A 19,548-nucleotide genomic window follows, 5' to 3' on the forward strand; every position below is an offset into this window, starting at 1 on the left:
AGAGTTTCGCATGTTAATATAATTGTTACTAATTCAACTTTATCTTTTATAATAAATGATGCTAATTTATTGTCCAGTAGGACAATACCTAAATAACCCCCACCGCCGAACGAAGTGGCGGTGGGGGTATAGGTAAACCGCAGAAATGCGTCCAGCAGGACGCTAATCGGAGCAAATAGGTGAGGCTCAAATGGTTTCACATGCTAAAGTTGAGTAAAAAAAATCCTTGTTATCCGTGAGATCCGCGCGGAGAGGTCCTCAAAAAAGTTATTGCTTTATAGTTACCACGGAACGAGCGCATCGTCAAATACATACCCCTTGCTGCGCAGCGTGTCGATGATCTCGCCCAGATAGTTATAGGGCCTGTCCTCGGGCTTGCGCCACGGGTAGTCCATCGCGTGAATGAGCAGTATCACCCCATCGAGCGAGTGCTTGCTCTCATATTCCCACAGCTGGTCAATTATACGCCTAGCGCTCCAGTAGCCCTTTGTGCCCGGACGTGTCCAGTCCTGGCCCGTGAAAATCCCATCGGTGGGACTCAACAGCGAATAACCCTCGTCAAAGTAAAATCCTGCCGTCTCACGGTTGCACGTCTCATATGGCGGAATCATCCAGCGATACTGTTCTTTCGTGAGCCCGAAACGCTCCAACTGCTTCTCTTGCAGCCGCAGGTCGGCCACCACCGAGTCGCGTGTCACCAGAGTGCGCCCGGCAGTGTCGCACAGCAGCAGGTGGGCATAGGAGTGAGCCGAGAGGTAATGCCCGTCATCGATGATACGTCTCACGCTCGCTTCATATCGTGGCTGGGCCAGCGTGATTGCAGTGGGGAAAAACGCAGCCTTGACACCCTTGCGGCGCAGCGTGTTAAGCAACGCTTCCACACCATCAAAATTCTCGGTATAGCCGTCGTCATCAACACTGAAATGCCCCGTCACAACAAGACGCACCACCTTGCCACGGCTATCCCACTGACGCACAACACCGCAAGTGTCCACCACCTGGCCAGCAGCCCAAGCCCAAGCCAGCATAGCAATTATTATAGTTAATAACCTCATATCCAATATTTATAGATTATCTAGAAAATCTAGAATAATAATATATCCTTTCACAAGGGAGACGATTACACACGTCTCATCTTCAGCAAGATGTGCTTGCCCGTGGCAGTTGTCGTGCCCATGATGAAAATATCGCCCCCGTCTTTCACCTTGAGACGACGAGCCAGTTCAGGAGCACGCAGCGGGAAATTACGCACAGCCACGTTGGCACGCTCCACGCCCGCCATCAGCGACTTCAAGTCCTTCTTGTTCATCGTGCCCACGGCTTCCACCGCCATCACACGGCCCGGGAAATCTTCCACCAAGCGAACACCCGCAAGCACATGGCTATCGACGCTCATCACCGTCAGTCCCAGCCTAACAGCCAGCAGATTGTAAGCCCCGGCTTTCATTATCGACGCATTGGGCTCATACATGTAGAGAGCATCATCACCCCCCGCGTTCTCATGTTCTTCAAGTGCAAAGCTGGGGGCAGTCACATTTTCGCTGCCCAGAGTAAACTCCATCGTCTCGCTGTCGTTCACGCAGTGCACCGTCACACCACCTGTGTAGCCGCGTTTGAGCACCAGCAGCAGTTCCTTGCACTCGCCGCGGGAACTCACGATGTGAACCTGTTGCACGCAGGGCAACACGCTCACCGCTGCACGATGGTCAAGCATGGGCGACAGTTTGATGATCACGGTCATCGCCTTCTCAAGCATCAATGGTGCCAGTGCCGACACGTCGGGTGTGCAGTCGCTCAAGGCAAACACACGGTTGCCAGCCTTGTCGCGGCGGGCAGGGTCGATGTAGATTGTATCCACTGCCGCCATCTCTTGCAGATGCTCCACGCCGTCGCCGTTCACCACCAGTGCCTTCAGGCCCAGCACCTCGAAGTTGTGGCGCGCTATCTCGCACAGATTCTCCTGACGTTCAACGTAGGTCGCATGCCCGAGCCCCGCTGCCATGAACGAGAAGTCCACGCCCAACCCGCCTGTCAAATCCACAAGGCTATTGCCCTCCACCAGGCGAGCCTTGTACTCGGCAGTCCACTGCGATGAGCATTGCTCCATGCTCAACTGCGGTCCATAAACGATCCCGTCGTTAGCGGCCCACAGCGGCAGCTTGTCCACCGCTATGCGATGCCCTGCCACCTGTTGCAGACCCATCGTCAGGTCAACGCCCGAGGCAGCACGTGCCTTCAGCGCCAATGCCCGCACGTCCTCACCACGATGCTCCCTGCCAAACTCCAATATATCATTAAAATCCTTCGTTCTCATGTCAGTTACTCTAAACCATTCTCAAAGATACTGCTTTTTGGCGAAATACACTACATGAATTATCATAAATTAATTTATAAATCCCTACATTCAAAAAAGAAGTGCAAAAAATAGGGATCAACAGATTTTTACAGTGGGTAATACACATTTTTTCCGGAGTGCATTTGCATATTTTTTCCGGTGAGTAATACACATTTTTTCCGGAGGGCATTTGCATATTTTTTCCGGTGGGTAATACAGATTTTTCCAGTGGGTAATTGACGACGGAGTCGTCACATTGCATCGTAACCGATGGTCGCAGACCGTCGGGACAGGACATATAGCATATCGACCTCGAAGGGGTCGCACATACGCGAGAAACAATACACATTTTTTCCAGCGTGCATTTGCATATTTTTTCCGGTGGGTAATACAGATTTTCCAGTGGGTAATTGACGACGGAGTCGTCACATTGCATCGTAACCGATGGTCGCAGACCGTCGGGACAGGACATATAGCATATCGACCTCGAAGGGGTCGCACATATGCGAGAAACTTATCCCATACCTAGCGATAATCTGCCCTGTGGTCTATTGACACACAAACCAAATTAAACAGAAATCCGGCTATTTTGATTTCAGAAAACAAAAAATCTTACTATTCTGTTTAATCTGTGGCTAAAAATCACTATCTTTGTAGGTTGAAAACGTAACATTAAAACATTTATATGAACACATTAGCTACTGTATACGACCCTAAAGCGGTCGAGGACAAATGGTACAAGTACTGGGAGGAGCATGACTTGTTCAAATCTACCCCCGATGAGCGTGAACCCTACACTATCGTTATTCCGCCACCCAATGTGACCGGTGTGCTGCACATGGGCCACATGCTCAACGAGACCATACAGGACATCCTCGTGCGCCGCGCACGCATGGAGGGCAAGAACGCGCTGTGGGTACCCGGCACCGACCACGCATCGATTGCTACCGAGGCCAAGGTGGTGAACCGCCTGGCTCAACAGGGCATCAAAAAGACCGACCTCACACGCGACGAGTTCCTGAAGCATGCTTGGGACTGGACTCACGAGCACGGCGGCATCATCTTGCAGCAGTTGCGCAAGGTGGGCGCATCTTGCGACTGGAGCCGCACATCCTTCACCATGGACGAGGTGCGCAGCGAGAGCGTGCTCAAGGTTTTCGTTGACCTATACAACAAGGGGCTCATCTACCGCGGTGTGCGCATGGTGAACTGGGACCCCAAGGCTCTCACCGCGCTCAGCGACGAGGAGGTTGTATATAAGGAGGAGCACAGCAAGCTGTTCTACCTGCGCTACAAGATCGTGGGTGAGGACGGATATGCTATCGTGGCTACAACACGTCCCGAGACCATCATGGGCGACACCGCAATGTGCATCAACCCCAATGACCCCAAGAACCAGCACCTGCGCGGCAAGAAGGTGATCGTGCCTCTCGTGGGCCGCGAGATACCCGTGATTGAGGATGAGTATGTGGATATCGAGTTCGGTACCGGTTGCCTCAAGGTAACTCCCGCACACGACCCCAACGACTACATGCTGGGCGAGAAATATGGATTGCAGAGCATCGACATCTTCAACGACAACGGCACGCTCAGCGAGGCTGCCGGTATGTATGTGGGCATGGATCGATTCGACGTGCGCAAGCAGATTGAGAAAGACCTCGAAGCCGCAGGGTTGCTCGAGAAAGTTGAGGCCTACGAGAACAAGGTGGGTTACAGCGAGCGCACAAGCGTCGCTATCGAGCCCAAGCTCTCGATGCAGTGGTTCCTCAAGATGACCGACCTCGTGAAACCCGCCCTCAAGGCTGTGATGGACGACGACATCAAGTTCCACCCCGCAAAGTTCAAGAATACTTACCGTCACTGGATGACCGACACTAAGGACTGGTGCATCAGCCGACAGCTGTGGTGGGGACACCGCATCCCTGCCTACTTCCTGCCCCAGGGCGGATATGTAGTGGCCGAAAGCATCGAGCAGGCTGTGGAAATGGCTCGCGAGAAGACTGGCAACGCTGCTCTCACCGCTGCCGACCTGCGTCAAGACGAGGACTGCCTCGACACTTGGTTCAGCTCATGGCTGTGGCCCATCTCACTCTTTGACGGTATCAACAACCCCGGCAACGAGGAGATGAAATACTACTATCCCACAACCGACCTCGTGACTGGCCCCGACATCATCTTCTTCTGGGTAGCACGCATGATCATCGCCGGATATGAGTACATAGGCGAAATGCCCTTCAAGAACGTGTATTTCACTGGTATCGTGCGCGACAAGTTGGGACGCAAGATGTCTAAGTCACTGGGTAACTCGCCCGATCCTCTGGAACTCATCGACCGCTTCGGTGCCGATGGCGTGCGCATGGGTCTCATGCTTGCAGCTCCCGCCGGCAACGACATCCTCTATGATGACGCACTGTGCGAGCAAGGACGTAACTTCAACAACAAGATATGGAACGCATTCCGCCTGGTTAAGGGCTGGGAGGTAGCCGACATCGAGCAGCCAGAGCACAGCCGCCTGGCAGTGGCATGGTTCCAGAGCGTGCTCGACAGCACTCTGGCCGAAGTCAAGGACCTCTTCTCCAAGTTCCGCCTGAGCGAAGCCCTGATGGCTGTTTACCGCCTGTTCTGGGAAGAATTCTCGGCATGGTATCTCGAAACCATCAAGCCTGCCTACCAGCAGCCCATCGACCGCAAGACTCTTGAAGCAACAATGGGCTTCTTCGACAGCCTGCTGCGCATGCTGCACCCCTTCATGCCCTTCATCACCGAAGAACTGTGGCAGAACATCAGCGACCGCAAGGACGGCGAGAGCATCATGTATGCACGCATGCCCGAAGCTGGCGAGCCCAATGCCGAGTTGCTCAAGGCAGTTGCCGAGGCCAAGGAAATCGTGACTGGCGTGCGCAACGTGCGCAAGTCAAAGAACATCCCCAACAAGGAGACCCTGAGCCTGCAAGTAGTGGGCGAGTTCGCCAACCCCTGCAAGAGCATCATCGCTAAGCTCGCAGGACTTGAAGCTATCGACAGCGTGGAGACCAAGGATGCCACTGCGGCATCGTTCCTCGTGGGCACAACCGAGTTTGCAGTGCCCCTGGGCAGCAGCATCAACGTTGAGGAGGAAATCGCGAAACTCGAGGCCGAGCTCAAATATACCCAAGGCTTCCTCGCTTCAGTTGAGAAGAAACTGAGCAACGAGCGTTTCGTCAACAACGCACCCGAGGCTGTAGTAGCTGGCGAACGCAAGAAACAAGCCGACGCCCAGAGCAAAATCGCCACAATCCAAGAGGCACTCAAAGCACTCAAGAAATAACAAGGAATTAACACATCTAGAAAATCTAGAAAATCTAGAAAATCTAGAAAAAAAATCATCCCCACTGCGAATGCAGCGGGGATGATTTTTTTCAACGATTACCAAGGTATCAGTTGCTCAAAATCTTGTTGATCACGATATTTGAGTCAGTTATATCGGTAACGCCGTCACCATTGACATCAGTATCGGGTTTAGCGGGAGTAGAAGGAGCCACGCCGAAGAAGTCCACCAGGATCATCTGCTCAAGAGCTGTCTCCATCATGTCGATGTCGATGTGAACATTCAAAGCTGTAGCGTTGAAATCGGCATTCATCACGCAAGGAACATCACCCAGGAACGGACCCATCCAGAACTCGACGCCCTCGAGGTCGCCCTCAGCAATCTGCACGTTGCCGTTGAACTTGATGTTGTCTAAGCCGTAAGCGCTGGTGGCCTCAATGCCGTGAAGGTTGATATTACCCACACCCATTGTTGTCTCCTCGCTCACGAGAATGAAGTTATTCAGGTCAAGGTTATACTTGCCAGTTTCCTCATTGATTGAGATGGTAGTCTCCTGCTCCGAACTAATACCATTGATGGTAACAGTGAGCTTGCCTGTGTACTCGGTTGCCATAGCTGCAATAGAACATGCAGCTGCAGCGAGCATTACAAAAACTTTCTTCATAGTTTTAATAAATTAAAATATTGTTTACTTAATTACTTTTTCCACTTGAACCTTGCCGTCGCTCATGGTCTTAACCACGATGTTGACACCGGTCTTCAAACCGTCGGTCTCAACACCAGCAACGTTGTAGGTGCGTGTACCCACCACTTGCTGCTCTGCATTGAGGTCGCTGACTGCTGTTGCCACGCTCACGGTCAAAGGAAGGATAGTGTAGTTGTCAAAGAAGAGTTCATCGCCAGGAGCGACCTTGAGAGGTGCATTTGAACTCTCGTCCCAAGCCTCGTTGATAGTGAACACTGCAAGCATTGTGTAACTCTTGCCTGTCTCAAGAACTGTGCCGTGCAGATAGTCAGTATCGATGGTGAGGGCCTGACCGCGGAGGTTGCTATAAGCACGCAGGCGGCCGTTGGCATCAATGTAACCGCTCACGCGATACACGCCATTAGGCTTAGCAAGGAAGTGATGAGACATGTCGATAGTAGTGAATGCGCTGAAGCGTGTGTCAGTAACAAAATCGTCAAAGTCTTGAACAAAAATATAGGGATTGGTGTCAAGATTTCCCACTACACCCTTTGCTCCGACGAGTGCACCTCCCTCGACAAACAAGCCATAATTGTTCTCGTTGCAGTCAAGTGCCACCCAGTTGTCGTTGCCATCGGTCGCATATACCTTTCCGCCTGTGCGATCGCCATAGGGGATACCGGCTACCACATAGAGTTTTTCAACGTTCACTTTATCGCCTTCTTCAGCACTAGCAAGAATCTCAGCGATGCTCTGTGCAGGAAGCTCATAGGTCACATTGACAGTGTAAGTGACAACATTCTCGCCACTAGTCTTGTCGATGGTTGCCTTGAATATATACACGTTGCCATCCTGCTCAAACGTTGTGCCAGTAGCATAGTTGTCGGCATTCTCAAACTCTACAGCAAAATCCTCCGAATTGAGTTCTACACTGGTTGTGAGGTTATACTCATACACTCCTTCCACGAGATCAACGGGCACTCCCTTCACGGTGATAGACTTCACGCTGGGTGCGGCTACATCCTTGGGAATTGTGATGGTATATACCTGAGTTGTCGCGAGGTCGCCCGATGTAGCGAACACATATGCCAGATAAAGCTCGTCTTTCTCAACAATCTCCACACCGGTCAGTGCGCTGGCACCGCTATATTCAACAACAAAATCCTCGGCAGTGGGAGCAGTCTCTACAGCAGGGAGAGTTTGGTCAGCTACAGGGAGTTGCTGACCCTTGAACGAGATGGCGCTAATCTCAGCATTATACACGAGTTCAAGGTCATCAACAAATACTTTGTCACCCTTTGAGCCCTTACCAGGGGTTGCATTGGTTGATATTGTAACGAGGATAGCATCTGAACTCTTGTTAGCATCAGTTTTAGCCTCAAAAGCGAAAGGTATCTTGTATTGAGTCCATCCACTCACCACGATATCACTCTTTTTGGCACGTGCTACAACATTAGCATAGGTCTTGTTCTCGGGGTCTTGGTAATAAGTCACACCCTCTGTGCTTGTATCATCATATACGATAGCGCTGATTGTGCAATAGGGATAATTTTTATTAGCCGTACCCTGCGAGAACTTCATCCACACATTGATAGCATCGGGCTGGGCAAGAACGGGTGTATAGAATGGATTGCCATCATAGTCCTTGGCATCTGATGCCTTGTCCATGTGGCTGTGGTTAGAAGTATTGGCTGCACTCATGTTACCAGCATTGAGCTGACCATTTGTCATTGTGCCATTGGCAACGACGCCAAACACAGAATTAGAAGTGGCAACCGCACTATATTGTCCCACTGCCCCCTCACGCACATCGGTGCTTTTAGCAAATGTGCTTGAAGCAGCGGGTGCCAGTGAACCAGTTGCACTCTTGAAGCCGTGCCAGTTTACAGCCTCGCCACTTGATGCTGTCCAAGTCTCGAAGTCACTGTTAAGAATCTGGAACGCCTTGCCCATGTTCTCAAAGTGAATGTTGAACTGGTCGCCACCGCTAGCGAACGTCATGTCAAGGGCAGCGTAGCCGTCGGTAAAACGCGCCAGGAAATAACCAGGCACCTGCTGGCCGCCAACTGTCACGTTGCCATCATAGCAGATAGCTGTGGTCTTGCCGTTGCTGCTGGTCCTTTTCACGTCGGTGACAATGATGTCGCCCAGCGTCACTTGCTCACCTGCCTTCACATAAGTGACATTGTCCATGCCCAAGGTGTAGTTTACACCATCGCTTGAACCAATGTTGAGATCAATACTGCCTTCACCGGCAGCCGTTCCGTTAGTCGAAATCTGAAGCGTGCCTGTGTATGTGTTGGCTGTCGCAGCCAGCGCGCACATGGCAACCGCTAAAATAGCAAATAACTTTTTCATTTTCTCAATATTTTTTTTCTAAATTCGTTTATGGGTTTAATTACTTCAATCTATAGGTCAGTCCCACCTTGCCATAGATAGGGTAAAGCGTCTGCTCGATGGTGTGGAAGTCAGTCTTGTGCAACTGGCTCATACCCCATGCGAGGTCGAAGAATGCGCCGAAGCGGTTATCGAAGTGGTAGTCAACACCCAGGTCAACGCCCACCTGCATGCGTCGCATGCTGCTTGTGAAATCATACTCTCCGCGCTCGTCCTTGCCCTCGCCCAGCAACACCTTGGGGCCGGTGGGGTCATCGACACGCAGGTGTCCGTTGTGAGCCCAGCCGCTGAAATCGCGGTTGCCCACGTAAGAAACGTAGGGACCGAACTTGAAATTCACCTTCTTGTAGTGGAACACTGCCTGCACGGGCAAGGTGAGCATCCACTCGGTAACCTTTGTGGTCACGTCGCCTGTGAACACGCCCGCAAGCGTCTGACCGCCACGGGTGATTTCCATCTTGTAGTTCTTCACCTGTGCATCCTCGTCCATACCTTTGTTCTCAAGTTGCAAGCCCGCCATGATGCTCCAGTTTCTGTAAACAGGATAGGCCACGTCGATGCCCAACGAGGGATTAAACTGCATCTTGTATGAGTTGAGGTGACGGATAGTGGCAGGCATGCCCAGAGGCATTGTACCGCCTATTCCATAACCCAAACGCACATTTATATCGGCGTTTGTAATAAGATCCATGGCTCCCACGCTGAGCGAGGTTAGAGCCACTGCTATTGCTAGTATTATCTTTTTCATTGTTCTCTTCTTTTACTGTTCATTAATCCTCATGAGAGCATATCACTCGCACCTTGTCAACCATGAGCTGGCTGCCTACGGCTCCCTCAAAGATGTCGCCGTTGACGCTCGATGAGAACACAACTGCGAGGTTATAGCCACGATCCTTGAGCAGATTCATGTCTATCTCTCGTCCCTCATAGTCAAAGTCAAGATCCCATTCTACCCACTCGCCAGTGGCATGCAGGTCTCTCACCTTGGCCATTGCCACGATGTTGGGATTGGTCTGCACATCATCGCCATAGAGAATTACAGGATTACCTTCGGCATCATGATTGCGGTAGAGCACGGCATAGATTGAACCGTTATCTACCATTCCTGCAACCTCCTTGCCCTGCTTGTTGATATACTTAGGACCAGGTGCATACTTGTAGTATCCCGTAAACTTGAGAGGCTTGTGAGTGAACGGCTTGCCGAAACGGGTTGCCTTCATAGCATCAAGCAACGCAACCTTCACTTCAAACTCGCCCAGGAAGAAGTTGCCGGCAGCAATGCGCTTGTTCACCATGATGCCGAACTGGCCTGTGTCCCTAGTGGTAAGCTTAACGCAGTGACCGCCATCAATGCCTTCATCACAGGGAACCGAAGGATATTGCTCGGGTGTTGCCGACCCCATGCTGAGCTGGAATCCGGCATTGCCGCTTGCCCAGTCGTTGCCCAGCGATCCGTCGTCGAGCACATTGTGCCAGATGTAGTACTTCTTTGAAGAAGGCTCGAGCTCGAAATGCTCAAAGTCATACTTGATAGTGTCGTTAGTGACCACGATAATCTCTGGCACTAACGAGATAGTGTAACGGCGGCTCCATTTTCCATCTTGCGAGGTAACGGTATAGACAACAGGACCTTGCGAGAAATCTTGTGTCACGCCGCTAGCAGGACTAATGGTTGCGCCAGGAGTGATTTCAAATGTTGGAGTCACGGCACTCACGTCGGCACCGGCACGCACGGTGATTGACATCACGGTGTCGCTATAAGCCACATCCTTTACCGTGTCAGAAAGTTGGAAAAACACATTCTCGGGCGATGCCACATGCAGGGTCATCTTATCAATATCGCACTCCGCATTCAAGGGTTCGTCCTTGAAGCAAGAGTTTAATGAAAACATGGCAGCTACTGCCAATGCACACATTACAATTTTATTCATCTAAAAAACCTTTTTTACCAAATTAGGGACAAAGGTACAAATTATTTTTCAATTTCTATATAATTTATGTGTAAAAAGCGTATTTTACCAATAAATGCTATAAAATCTATAACGGCTATAACGGCTATAACGGCTATAACGGCTATAAAATCTATAACGGCTATAACGACTATAAAATCTATAACGGCTATAACGGCTATAACGGCTATAAAATCTATAACGGCTATAACGGCTATAACGGCTATCGCCTTCTCACATACTTGGTCCATGCCCATAGGGGACGATGCTTGTCGTAGTTGAGATCACGCTGCTGGGCATAGGCTTCGCGCTCGAAACTGATATTGTAATAAGCCGCAGTTGTATTGCGGTATTTGCACAGCTTTACCAGCCATTCCATGACATACCACAAGTAGAAGAACACAAAGAGCATCTCTCGCTGCTGCATTGAATGTATATACTCATGGTTTAACACGGTTTTATTCAGCTTGCCATACTTGCGTTTGGCAAAGATTACACCTAGCATATTTATCGCCCGATAAGTGCCAAACGGAAACCAGTTATTGTAAATTACACGCATAGGACTTTACAATTTTATGGTAAGCACGCAATCATCAACAGGAACCGTCGAAGAAGGATTAAGATCGCCTAACACGGCATCTATGATTGGTGCGAGACGAGTCTCAACCTCGGGCATTATCATCTCCACAACCGCCTCGTGATATTCCGGCTTCACAATGCCACGAATCACGCTCATAATCTCCTCACGAAGATTTTCCTGAATCATGCGACTCACGTCGTTGTGCGGTTCATTTCCTTCGCTGACAACAAGATAAGCCTTCTGGACATCCGATTTGAGTCCTTTTAGCAATGGTTCAATATTTTCCCAAGTGGGCTCCACGGCAAGGAAACGGCTAGCCAGCGGATGCTGGGCGACCTTACCCTCGATGCTGCCCCACAGTTTGCGTCCTCGTGCTTCCACAAGTTCCTGCACACTCTGTTCAATGCGTTCCCTCGACAGTTGCAACATGTTATCCTCGCCTTTGACCGCTGTGACATAGCGAGTCGTGGCATGTACCTGGCCGTCAACTATTTCCAGCACGCGATAAGGCAGCGGGTAACCTGCCAGCGCGCCTGTGCACATCTCTATGAGCGAGTCGCTGTGCACCTCGTTATATGCCACCGCGGCATCGTGTATGTGAGTGTGCCCGGTGAGCACGAGGTGTACTCCCGCGTCGATGAGTTGCTGACGTGCGGCATCGCTGCAATCCACAACCGAAGTGGGCAGCACCTGCTCCTCCTTGATGAAATGCGGCACTAGGTGATGGTGCATCATCGCAACCGTCTTGTTGCCGCGCTTGCCAGCCTCTATCGCCTCGCCTGCGGCCCATGCAATGTTGCTGGCGCTGTCGCCGTTGCTGTCGATAGCCAGCAATGTCACGCCAGGAAGCAAGTCGGTCACATAACTTAATGAATACTCGTCGCGTCTCGATTCGTTGCCGTAACCGAAACCGGCATATATTGTAGCAAAATCGCTTGCACTCACGTCACCCAGGCAGTCATGGTTGCCAGGAATCACATAGCACTGGTGACCTGCATCATGGAGCCGCTTGAGCTGCGCCGCTACATAGTTGTGGCTGTCTCGGTCGCCGCGATCAGTGAGATCGCCTGTCACGAGCACGCAGCTTCCATCATGCCGGGCAATGATGCTATCCACCACGGTTTCAAGGATGAGTGCGCTGTGTTTGAGCATCTTGCGCTCACCCGCCCCTATTGTCATGGTCGCTGCTTTATCTGGAGCCACGACATGCAAGTCGCTAAGCACAACAACCGTGCGGGGGGCTGCCCACACAGCCACACACGATGCAATGCTCATCAATATCACTATAAGTTTTTTCATACAATTATCTAGCCCCGACATTCCCTGGGTAGCCTTGCGGAACTTGCGTTCTTTAACGCGCCCGATGGCATCAATAATACTTTTCGGTTTCGGGAGTGTTCTCGGTTTCTTGGAGCTTCTGCTCGGCGATTTCCCTGTCGATGCGTTCAAACTCCTCGCTCTGGTTGCTCTTGTATTCGGGAACGAACTTCTTCATGGCATAGACCATGTCGTGCACATTGCCTGTAAGAGCGTTATCAATAATGAGTTCTATGTTCTCGCACACGGTGCGGTAGTCGTAGGTACGCACCTTCGCTATCATGATCTTCTTGTTGACTGTGGCAGTGGTCTTCTCCTTGTCGTTGAGCAATTCCTCATAGAGTTTCTCACCGGGACGCAAGCCCACCTCTTCTATCTTGATGTCAACATTGGGCTTGAATCCAGCAAGCGAAATCATGCGCACTGCGAGGTCATAGATTTTCACAGGCGAACCCATGTCGAAGATGTATATCTCGCCTCCGCTACCCATACATCCTGCCTCAAGCACGAGCGAGCAGGCCTCGGGGATGGTCATAAAGTAGCGTATGATGTCCTTGTGCGTCACGGTCACAGGGCCGCCACGTTCTATCTGCTTGCGGAACAAGGGAATTACCGAGCCGTTGCTGCCCAGCACATTGCCAAATCGAGTGGTGATGAACTGGGTGGTCATGCCACGCTTGGCTGCATTGAAAAAGAGCGACTGGCAGTAAATCTCGGCAAGGCGCTTGGTACATCCCATGATGTTTGTGGGATTCACAGCCTTGTCGGTCGATACCATCACAAACTTATATGCCCCATGCTTGAGAGCGAGGTCGGCAACGTTGCGCGTACCCATCACGTTGGTGAGAATAGCCTCGGTGGGGTTAATTTCCATCATGGGCACATGCTTGTAGGCAGCAGCATGGAACACAAATTTGGGCTTGTATTTCTCAAATGCCACTTCCATGCGCTCACGGTTCTGCACATCGCCCATGAAGAGCACTACCTCGGCGTCGGGGAAGTTGCGTTTCATTTCAAGCGCAAGGTCGTGCATGGGAGTCTCGGCCTGGTCAACGAGCACAATGCGGCTTGCCTGATAGGTGGCGAGCTGGCGCACAATCTCACTGCCGATAGAGCCGCAAGCTCCTGTAATGAGGACACATGTGCCACGCACGTTGGTGCTCACAAGCGAGTTGTTCAGCACGATGGGCTCGCGTCCCAGCAAGTCCTCAATCTCAACTTCTTTGACAAATGTCGAAATATTACCCTTGTCCTTATCGTCATCAAGTTCAAATTCCTCAACTCTATTGAGTGCCAGCAACGCAATGTTGTTGTCAATAAACACATCCGCCATTCCATTACGCATCACCTCACGGCGGCTGTCGTTAAAAATAAGCGCATAGATGCCATGTTCTACAAAGAGGTTGGCTACTGTCTCGGGGTCATAATAGTAGATTTTGAAACCGTTCACCTCTGTCACTCCTGGAGTGGTTTTTGTGCTCAGCAGTCCCACAGGCTCAAACTTACCATTGATTTCATTCTTGAGAGCATTGGCAAGAATGAGCGAGTTGAGCGACGTGCCCAGCACGAGCACACGCTTGCGGCTAGTGTTTGACGCAGCCGTGATGCGCATATAGAAGTACTTGATAAAAAGGCGCTCTATCATCATTATCGAGAATGTCTCGATGGCGATGACAAATAAGTTCCAGAAACCATAGTGACGCACTCCCGATGTAGCAAAGTAGCAAACGAGGTTGAGCACTATCAGGACGCATGTGGAGGCACACACCACCATGAACGTGCGGTACAAGTCCTCTATCACCGACAAGCGTATCACGCAAGTGTAGCTCTTGCTCAGATAGATTACAACGAAATATACCGACAATATCGCTGCCCAGCATGTAGCCAGATAACCTATCGAATAAGATTGCGGATCGCCATAGATGTCTTTCATTTCAACTATGGCATAACTCGCCGTTACAATAAACAAGTCTATGAGTAATATAATCCATCGAGGCGTAGTCTGGCTCTTGAACCATTTCACGAGCCACGAATTACTCAATCGGTTAAAAACACCTTCTGCCATTGTATTCTAAAAATAAGTGAATCTTCAAATTAATAACCCCAGTACAGACCCCACAGGACCTCACCGAGAAATAAATTTTCCATTATCGCACAAAAATACAAAAAAATATACAATTTTTAAAAATTTCAAGCAAAAAAAAAATCATCTGAAAAAACTTTGAAATCGTTTTACTAAAATTTATTTCGAGATTTTGATTACCTTTGCACCACAAATCACAACTCCAAGCACACTAGCAGCATGCACGCTAGAATGCTTTTTTACAACACATCAACAAGAAACAAACATGAGCATTGATATTCAAGCTAATAAAGAACGGTTTATCGAGTTACTGAAATCTACCGGACGCGAAGGCGTGGACGACCTCATCGACTATCTTGAAGACGGCAAGAACGACTTCTTCAAGGCACCGGCAAGCACTCGCTTCCATTTGAGCGAGGAGGGAGGATGCTGCCAGCACTCGCTCAACACTTGCGACGCAGCTCTCAAACTGCGCGACATCGCCCTGGCACAACGCCCCGACCTCGCGGCAAGCCTCACTCGCGAGAGCGTCATCGTGGCCGCACTACTGCACGACATCAACAAGAGTGATATCTACAAACCCGTCACTAAGAAAGTCAAGGGTGCATTTGGACTGTGGGAAGAAGTCCCCGGATGGGACGTGGATTACAGTAACCTCCCGCTAGGCCATGGAGAAAAATCAGCCATCATGGCGCTGTGGAGCGGATTTGAAATCTACGAGGAAGAACTCATCGCCATTCGCTGGCACATGACCGCTTGGGACCTCGCATTCCAAAGCCCCGAGGCAAAAAACAATATCAACACGGCTCGTGACAAATACCCCCTAGTTGCCCTGCTGCAACTAGCCGACGGCATGGCTGCCAACATCTTTGAACGCGAACTGTAAAAGCATAGCATCTTATGAGAAGAATTACAATAACACTCTCCCTTATTGCCATAGTACTAACGGCTGTGGCGCAATCAATCACACCGCAGCAAGCCGTCGATCGGTTCGTTAGCGACCCGTCGATGAAACACGCCTCGGTGGGCGTGATGTTCATGACCATCGACTCGGGGAAAGTCATTGCTGCTGCCAATCCCGAACTATCGGTTGTCACAGCTTCCACAATGAAGACAATCACATCGGTCGCTGCGCTCGAAAAACTGGGTGGCAAACACCGCTTCTGCACCAAAGTGAATGCCGTGGGCAAGATTCACGGCGACACCCTCACTGGCAATGTGGTGATCGTGGGCAGCGGTGACCCCACCCTCGGCACCGGGTTCATCAAGGGCATTCCAAGCATGCCCAACGAGATTGCCGACGGACTGAAAAAACTTGGCATCAAGGTGATTGAGGGAAAAATACTCACCGACATGAGCCTCTACCCCACCCCCTACCACAGCGACTGGTGGGACGTGGGCGATCTGGCACAAGACTATGGCGCGGGCGTGTTCCCCATCAACTACCGCGACAACACCATTCGCTTCAACTTCAACATCGATGCCAAGGGACGCATCTTCGGCGGCCACTTTGTGCCCGACGTACCGGGACTGGCCTACATAGACAACACCCGCCCTGCCGCCCGCAAGAGCGTGTGGCCCACCCTGGAATATGGCAGCAACTCGCTAGTGCTCAACGGCGAGACCGCATCGGGCAAAGGCAAGGGACGACACAGCTGGATTGTGGCTAATCCTCGCCCCGACGCATTGCTGGTGATGGACATCGAGACTGCTCTCAACACTAACGGCATAACAGTAGAGAACAAGGACAACCTGCGTCCCGACAAGTGGGAGACAACCCTCATTGCCGAGCACTTCTCGCCCGAACTCACCGACATCGTCACCTCTCTGCTCGACCGTAGCGACAACATGTTCACCCACGCCCTGCTGCGCGCCATTGCCGTGCGCAACAACGGCGACCTCGACCAGTCGGGGGTCAACGAGGTGAAACGCATCTTCAAGGGAATGGGAATCGACACCGAGTCTCTTTTCATGCGCGACGGCAGCGGACTGGCACGCGTCAACCGCTCATCGGTGCACCTGTTCTGCGACATGCTTCGCACCGTGGCCGACAAGCGATACAACGACAAACGCCTCACCGACCTCATGCCTCGTGCCAAGAAACGTATAGGCAACATCTTGCCTTCCACCCCACTCGCCGACGACCTCTCGCTCAAAAGCGGCAGCATGAGCGACGTGCAGTGCTTCGTGGGGTACTACCCTGCCGAGAACCCGACTATCGTGTGGGCGATACTTGCCGGTAACTACACTTGCTCCAGAGCTACGCTCAAAAACAACATGGACCGCATGCTCATAGGCGCTTTATTAGGCAAATAATGCAACTTTCGCGCAAAAAGTTTGCCCAACTCAAAAAATAATTGTAAACTTGCACTTTATTTAAAAAGCATGGCTATGAACAATAACATCGCATCTCTGCTTACCAATGTGTATGAGATTGAGGGACTGCTACTTGTAGTGTCTCGTCACGGCAAGGACACACCCTCGCTAGTGTATCAGCGCATCGAGAAGGCCGCACAGGACCTGAACGAACAGTGCAAGCAATTTGCAGCCCAGGCCACACAGCAAGAGCCTGCTGCTCCTGTTGACGAGCCTCTCCCCGTGGCACAACATACTGCCGTGGAACCCGAACCAGAGCAGCTGCCAGAACCCGCGAACGAGGTTCTGCCCCTCGAGGACGAGCCCGCACAAGTTCCCGTTGAGGACCGCGAGCCCGACGAGGACATCTCGTTTGAGTTTGTCTATGACGAAGATACCGAACAGGCTGCCGACGAGGAGGAGCCCATGGAAAGGTCAGAGCAAGACGATGACGACATGCCGTCATCGCCATTCAGTTTCCAGGTTTCAGAGTCACAGCAGCCCGTGGAGGAATCTGTTGAACCACCTGTATTCAATCCCGAGCCACAAGACACGCCCCGGCGTGCCATCGATATGCGCAAGTCGCTATCCATCAACGACTACTACCGCTTCCGCCGCGAACTCTTCGAGGGCAACGAGGTGGAGATGAACGATGCGCTCAATGCAGTAATGCACATGGACAGCGCCGCACAGGTAGAAAACTACTTCTACAACGTCAAGGGGTGGAATCGCGACAGCGACGACGTGGCCTATTTCATGGAAATCGTGCACAACCTTTTTGATTGATTCACCGCAATGGCAGCCGGAAAATTATACATAGTCCCAACCCCTGTGGGCAATCTCGACGACATGACTCCGCGTGCCGTGAAAGTGCTCATGGAGTCACATCTCATCTTGGCCGAGGATACACGCACCAGTGCAGTGATAATGAAGCACTTCGGCATTGAGACCCCCATGCGCAGCCACCACAAGTTCAACGAGCACGAAACCTTGCCGGGAATCATCGGCATGCTCGAGGGCGGCAGCGTCATTGCCCTGGTCAGCGATGCGGGTACCCCGGCAATCAGCGATCCCGGTTTCCTGCTTTCCCGTGAGTGCCGACGCAAGGGCATCGAGGTGGAAACACTACCAGGTGCCACGGCCTTCGTCCCTGCACTAGTCAATTCTGGACTGCCGTGCGAGAGGTTTATTTTTGAAGGCTTCCTTCCGCCCAAGAAAGGACGCGCCACACGCCTGGACGAACTCAAAGACCAGCCGCTCACCATGATCTTCTACGAGTCACCCATGCGACTTGTCAAGACGCTCAAACAGCTAGCCGAGGTCATGGGCGCCGACCGCGAGGCTAGTGTAGTGAGAGAAATCTCAAAACTGCACAACACCACCCACAACGGGACCCTCGCTCAACTCGTCGAACACTTCGAAAATAACGCCGCGCGCGGGGAAATAGTGATCGTAGTTGCCGGACGCGAACCCAAAGCAACGGTCAAAATCGACAAATACGCTCACTTTAAAAACAAGAATAAAACAAATAACGAAAATAACTACAACAATGAAGAAGATTAAACTTTTCGCTCTGTTAATCGCTTGTCTGGCACTCATACCCTCGTGTCACGACAACAACGATCAAGACTCGGCTGACCAAGAGTCAATCAACAACGAGCTCAGCGACTCGCTTGCTACCGCTATGGCCGAGAAAGACAGTCTCATGGCACTGATGAACGACATTGCCGACGGCATGACCGAAATCAAGGAAATGGAAGGCATCGTCACCGCACGCGACCTCAACGGAGAAACCCCCGACCGCAAGAGCCAGCTGCGCAACGACATCCTTCTCATTCAGCAAAACATCGAGCTGAAAAAGAAACGCCTGGCCGACCTTGAGAAACGACTCAGCCAGTCATCTAACTTCTCTGCCGAGATGAAGAAAACAGTGGAGAGTCTCAAGAAACAACTCGAAACACAACAAATCACCATCAACGACCTCACCAAGCAACTGCAGGCCGCACACATCGAAATCAACACGCTCAACACACGCGTTGACTCGCTCAACACCGTCAACTCCAATGTGAAGCGCGAGAAGAGAGAGGCACAAGAAGAATCGGAGCGTCTCAACAACGAACTCAATGTGTGCTACTATGTGGTAGGTTCTAAGAAAGAGCTCAAAGAGCACAAGATCATCGAGACAGGTTTCCTGCGCAAGACCAAAATTATGGAAGGCGACTTCGAGAAGTCTTACTTCACCAAGGCCGACAAGCGCACATTAAACGACATCCAGCTTCACAGCAAGAAGGCCGAAGTAATGTCAAAGCACCCTGCCGGATCCTACACACTGAGCGAAGGAGCCACAGGCAAAGTGCTGCACATCAACAATCCAAGCAAGTTCTGGGAGTTCTCTAATTACCTCATCGTGAAGGTAAATTAAAGAGAAACACACCCCCACGACACAATCACAACGCCTCTCGTCGCAACGAGAGGCGTTTTTTACATCCCTATTTTCAGCCCAGCCAAGCACCCCATTCTAGCGGTTGCCCTCTCCGTCC

16 protein-coding genes are annotated in these 19,548 nt (G+C 51.3%); 6 read left to right on the forward strand and 10 right to left on the reverse strand.

The window, feature by feature from the left end; all coding sequences use genetic code 11:
- Nucleotides 1-281: 281 nt before the first annotated feature.
- Nucleotides 282-1,055, reverse strand: coding sequence for a polysaccharide deacetylase family protein (locus ACKI3C_RS07200; protein ID WP_407403518.1), 774 nt, complete (start codon nt 1,053-1,055; stop codon nt 282-284).
- A gap of 65 nt (nt 1,056-1,120) precedes the next feature.
- Nucleotides 1,121-2,314 carry a THUMP-like domain-containing protein gene (locus ACKI3C_RS07205; RefSeq protein ID WP_407403520.1) on the reverse strand — a complete coding sequence of 398 codons (1,194 nt, stop codon included), beginning with the start codon at nt 2,312-2,314 and terminating at the stop codon, nt 1,121-1,123.
- 706 nt (nt 2,315-3,020) lie between these two features.
- Here ACKI3C_RS07205 and ACKI3C_RS07210 point away from each other — a divergent pair.
- Complete coding sequence (locus ACKI3C_RS07210; RefSeq protein WP_407403522.1) at nt 3,021-5,642, forward strand: valine--tRNA ligase; 2,622 nt, start codon at nt 3,021-3,023, stop codon at nt 5,640-5,642.
- 109 nt (nt 5,643-5,751) lie between these two features.
- Here the strand turns inward: ACKI3C_RS07210 and ACKI3C_RS07215 are convergent, their stop codons facing one another.
- The 8 genes from ACKI3C_RS07215 to ACKI3C_RS07250 form a co-directional block, all read right to left on the reverse strand.
- Entirely contained in the window at nt 5,752-6,306 is a 555-nt protein-coding gene (locus ACKI3C_RS07215) for a calycin-like domain-containing protein (RefSeq protein ID WP_407403524.1), read from the reverse strand.
- 24 nt (nt 6,307-6,330) lie between these two features.
- The gene (locus ACKI3C_RS07220; RefSeq protein ID WP_407403526.1) at nt 6,331-8,685 is read right to left on the reverse strand and encodes a hypothetical protein; all 2,355 of its coding nucleotides are present in this window, start codon (nt 8,683-8,685) and stop codon (nt 6,331-6,333) included.
- Between the two features lie 40 nt (nt 8,686-8,725).
- On the reverse strand, nt 8,726-9,472 hold the full coding sequence (locus ACKI3C_RS07225) for a porin family protein (RefSeq protein WP_407403528.1): 747 nt from the start codon (nt 9,470-9,472) through the stop codon (nt 8,726-8,728).
- Nucleotides 9,473-9,494: 22 nt separating this feature from the next.
- A complete protein-coding gene (locus ACKI3C_RS07230; RefSeq protein WP_407403530.1) occupies nt 9,495-10,655 on the reverse strand; it encodes a PCMD domain-containing protein in 1,161 nt (386 codons plus the stop codon).
- Nucleotides 10,656-10,696: 41 nt separating this feature from the next.
- A complete protein-coding gene (locus ACKI3C_RS07235; protein WP_407403532.1) occupies nt 10,697-10,930 on the reverse strand; it encodes a hypothetical protein in 234 nt (77 codons plus the stop codon).
- On the reverse strand, nt 10,897-11,178 hold the full coding sequence (locus ACKI3C_RS07240; RefSeq protein ID WP_407403534.1) for a hypothetical protein: 282 nt from the start codon (nt 11,176-11,178) through the stop codon (nt 10,897-10,899). Before ACKI3C_RS07240 ends, ACKI3C_RS07235 begins: the two co-directional genes overlap by 34 nt.
- Before the next feature lie 60 nt (nt 11,179-11,238).
- Nucleotides 11,239-12,552, reverse strand: a complete 1,314-nt coding sequence (locus ACKI3C_RS07245) for a metallophosphoesterase family protein (RefSeq protein ID WP_407403536.1) — start codon at nt 12,550-12,552, stop codon at nt 11,239-11,241.
- Nucleotides 12,553-12,622: 70 nt separating this feature from the next.
- Nucleotides 12,623-14,635: a polysaccharide biosynthesis protein gene (locus tag ACKI3C_RS07250; protein WP_407403538.1), complete on the reverse strand. Its 2,013-nt coding sequence runs from the start codon at nt 14,633-14,635 to the stop codon at nt 12,623-12,625.
- A 283-nt stretch (nt 14,636-14,918) separates the two neighbouring features.
- Here ACKI3C_RS07250 and ACKI3C_RS07255 point away from each other — a divergent pair, with 283 nt between their 5' ends.
- From ACKI3C_RS07255 to ACKI3C_RS07275, 5 genes are all read left to right on the forward strand, one after another.
- Nucleotides 14,919-15,539, forward strand: a complete 621-nt coding sequence (locus ACKI3C_RS07255; protein ID WP_407403540.1) for an HD domain-containing protein — start codon at nt 14,919-14,921, stop codon at nt 15,537-15,539.
- A 14-nt stretch (nt 15,540-15,553) separates the two neighbouring features.
- Nucleotides 15,554-16,969 (forward strand): D-alanyl-D-alanine carboxypeptidase/D-alanyl-D-alanine-endopeptidase, encoded by a 1,416-nt coding sequence (gene dacB, locus ACKI3C_RS07260; RefSeq protein WP_407403542.1) that lies wholly within the window; start codon nt 15,554-15,556, stop codon nt 16,967-16,969.
- Nucleotides 16,970-17,044: 75 nt separating this feature from the next.
- Entirely contained in the window at nt 17,045-17,794 is a 750-nt protein-coding gene (locus ACKI3C_RS07265) for a hypothetical protein (protein WP_407403544.1), read from the forward strand.
- Nucleotides 17,795-17,803: 9 nt separating this feature from the next.
- On the forward strand, nt 17,804-18,571 hold the full coding sequence (gene rsmI / locus ACKI3C_RS07270) for a 16S rRNA (cytidine(1402)-2'-O)-methyltransferase (protein ID WP_407403546.1): 768 nt from the start codon (nt 17,804-17,806) through the stop codon (nt 18,569-18,571).
- Nucleotides 18,558-19,430: a hypothetical protein gene (locus tag ACKI3C_RS07275; protein ID WP_407403548.1), complete on the forward strand. Its 873-nt coding sequence runs from the start codon at nt 18,558-18,560 to the stop codon at nt 19,428-19,430. The genes rsmI and ACKI3C_RS07275 overlap by 14 nt, the downstream gene beginning before the upstream one ends.
- Nucleotides 19,431-19,548 lie beyond the last annotated feature (118 nt).

The organism is Sodaliphilus sp. (assembly GCF_045598405.1).
GTDB lineage: Bacteria > Bacteroidota > Bacteroidia > Bacteroidales > Muribaculaceae > Sodaliphilus > Sodaliphilus limicaballi.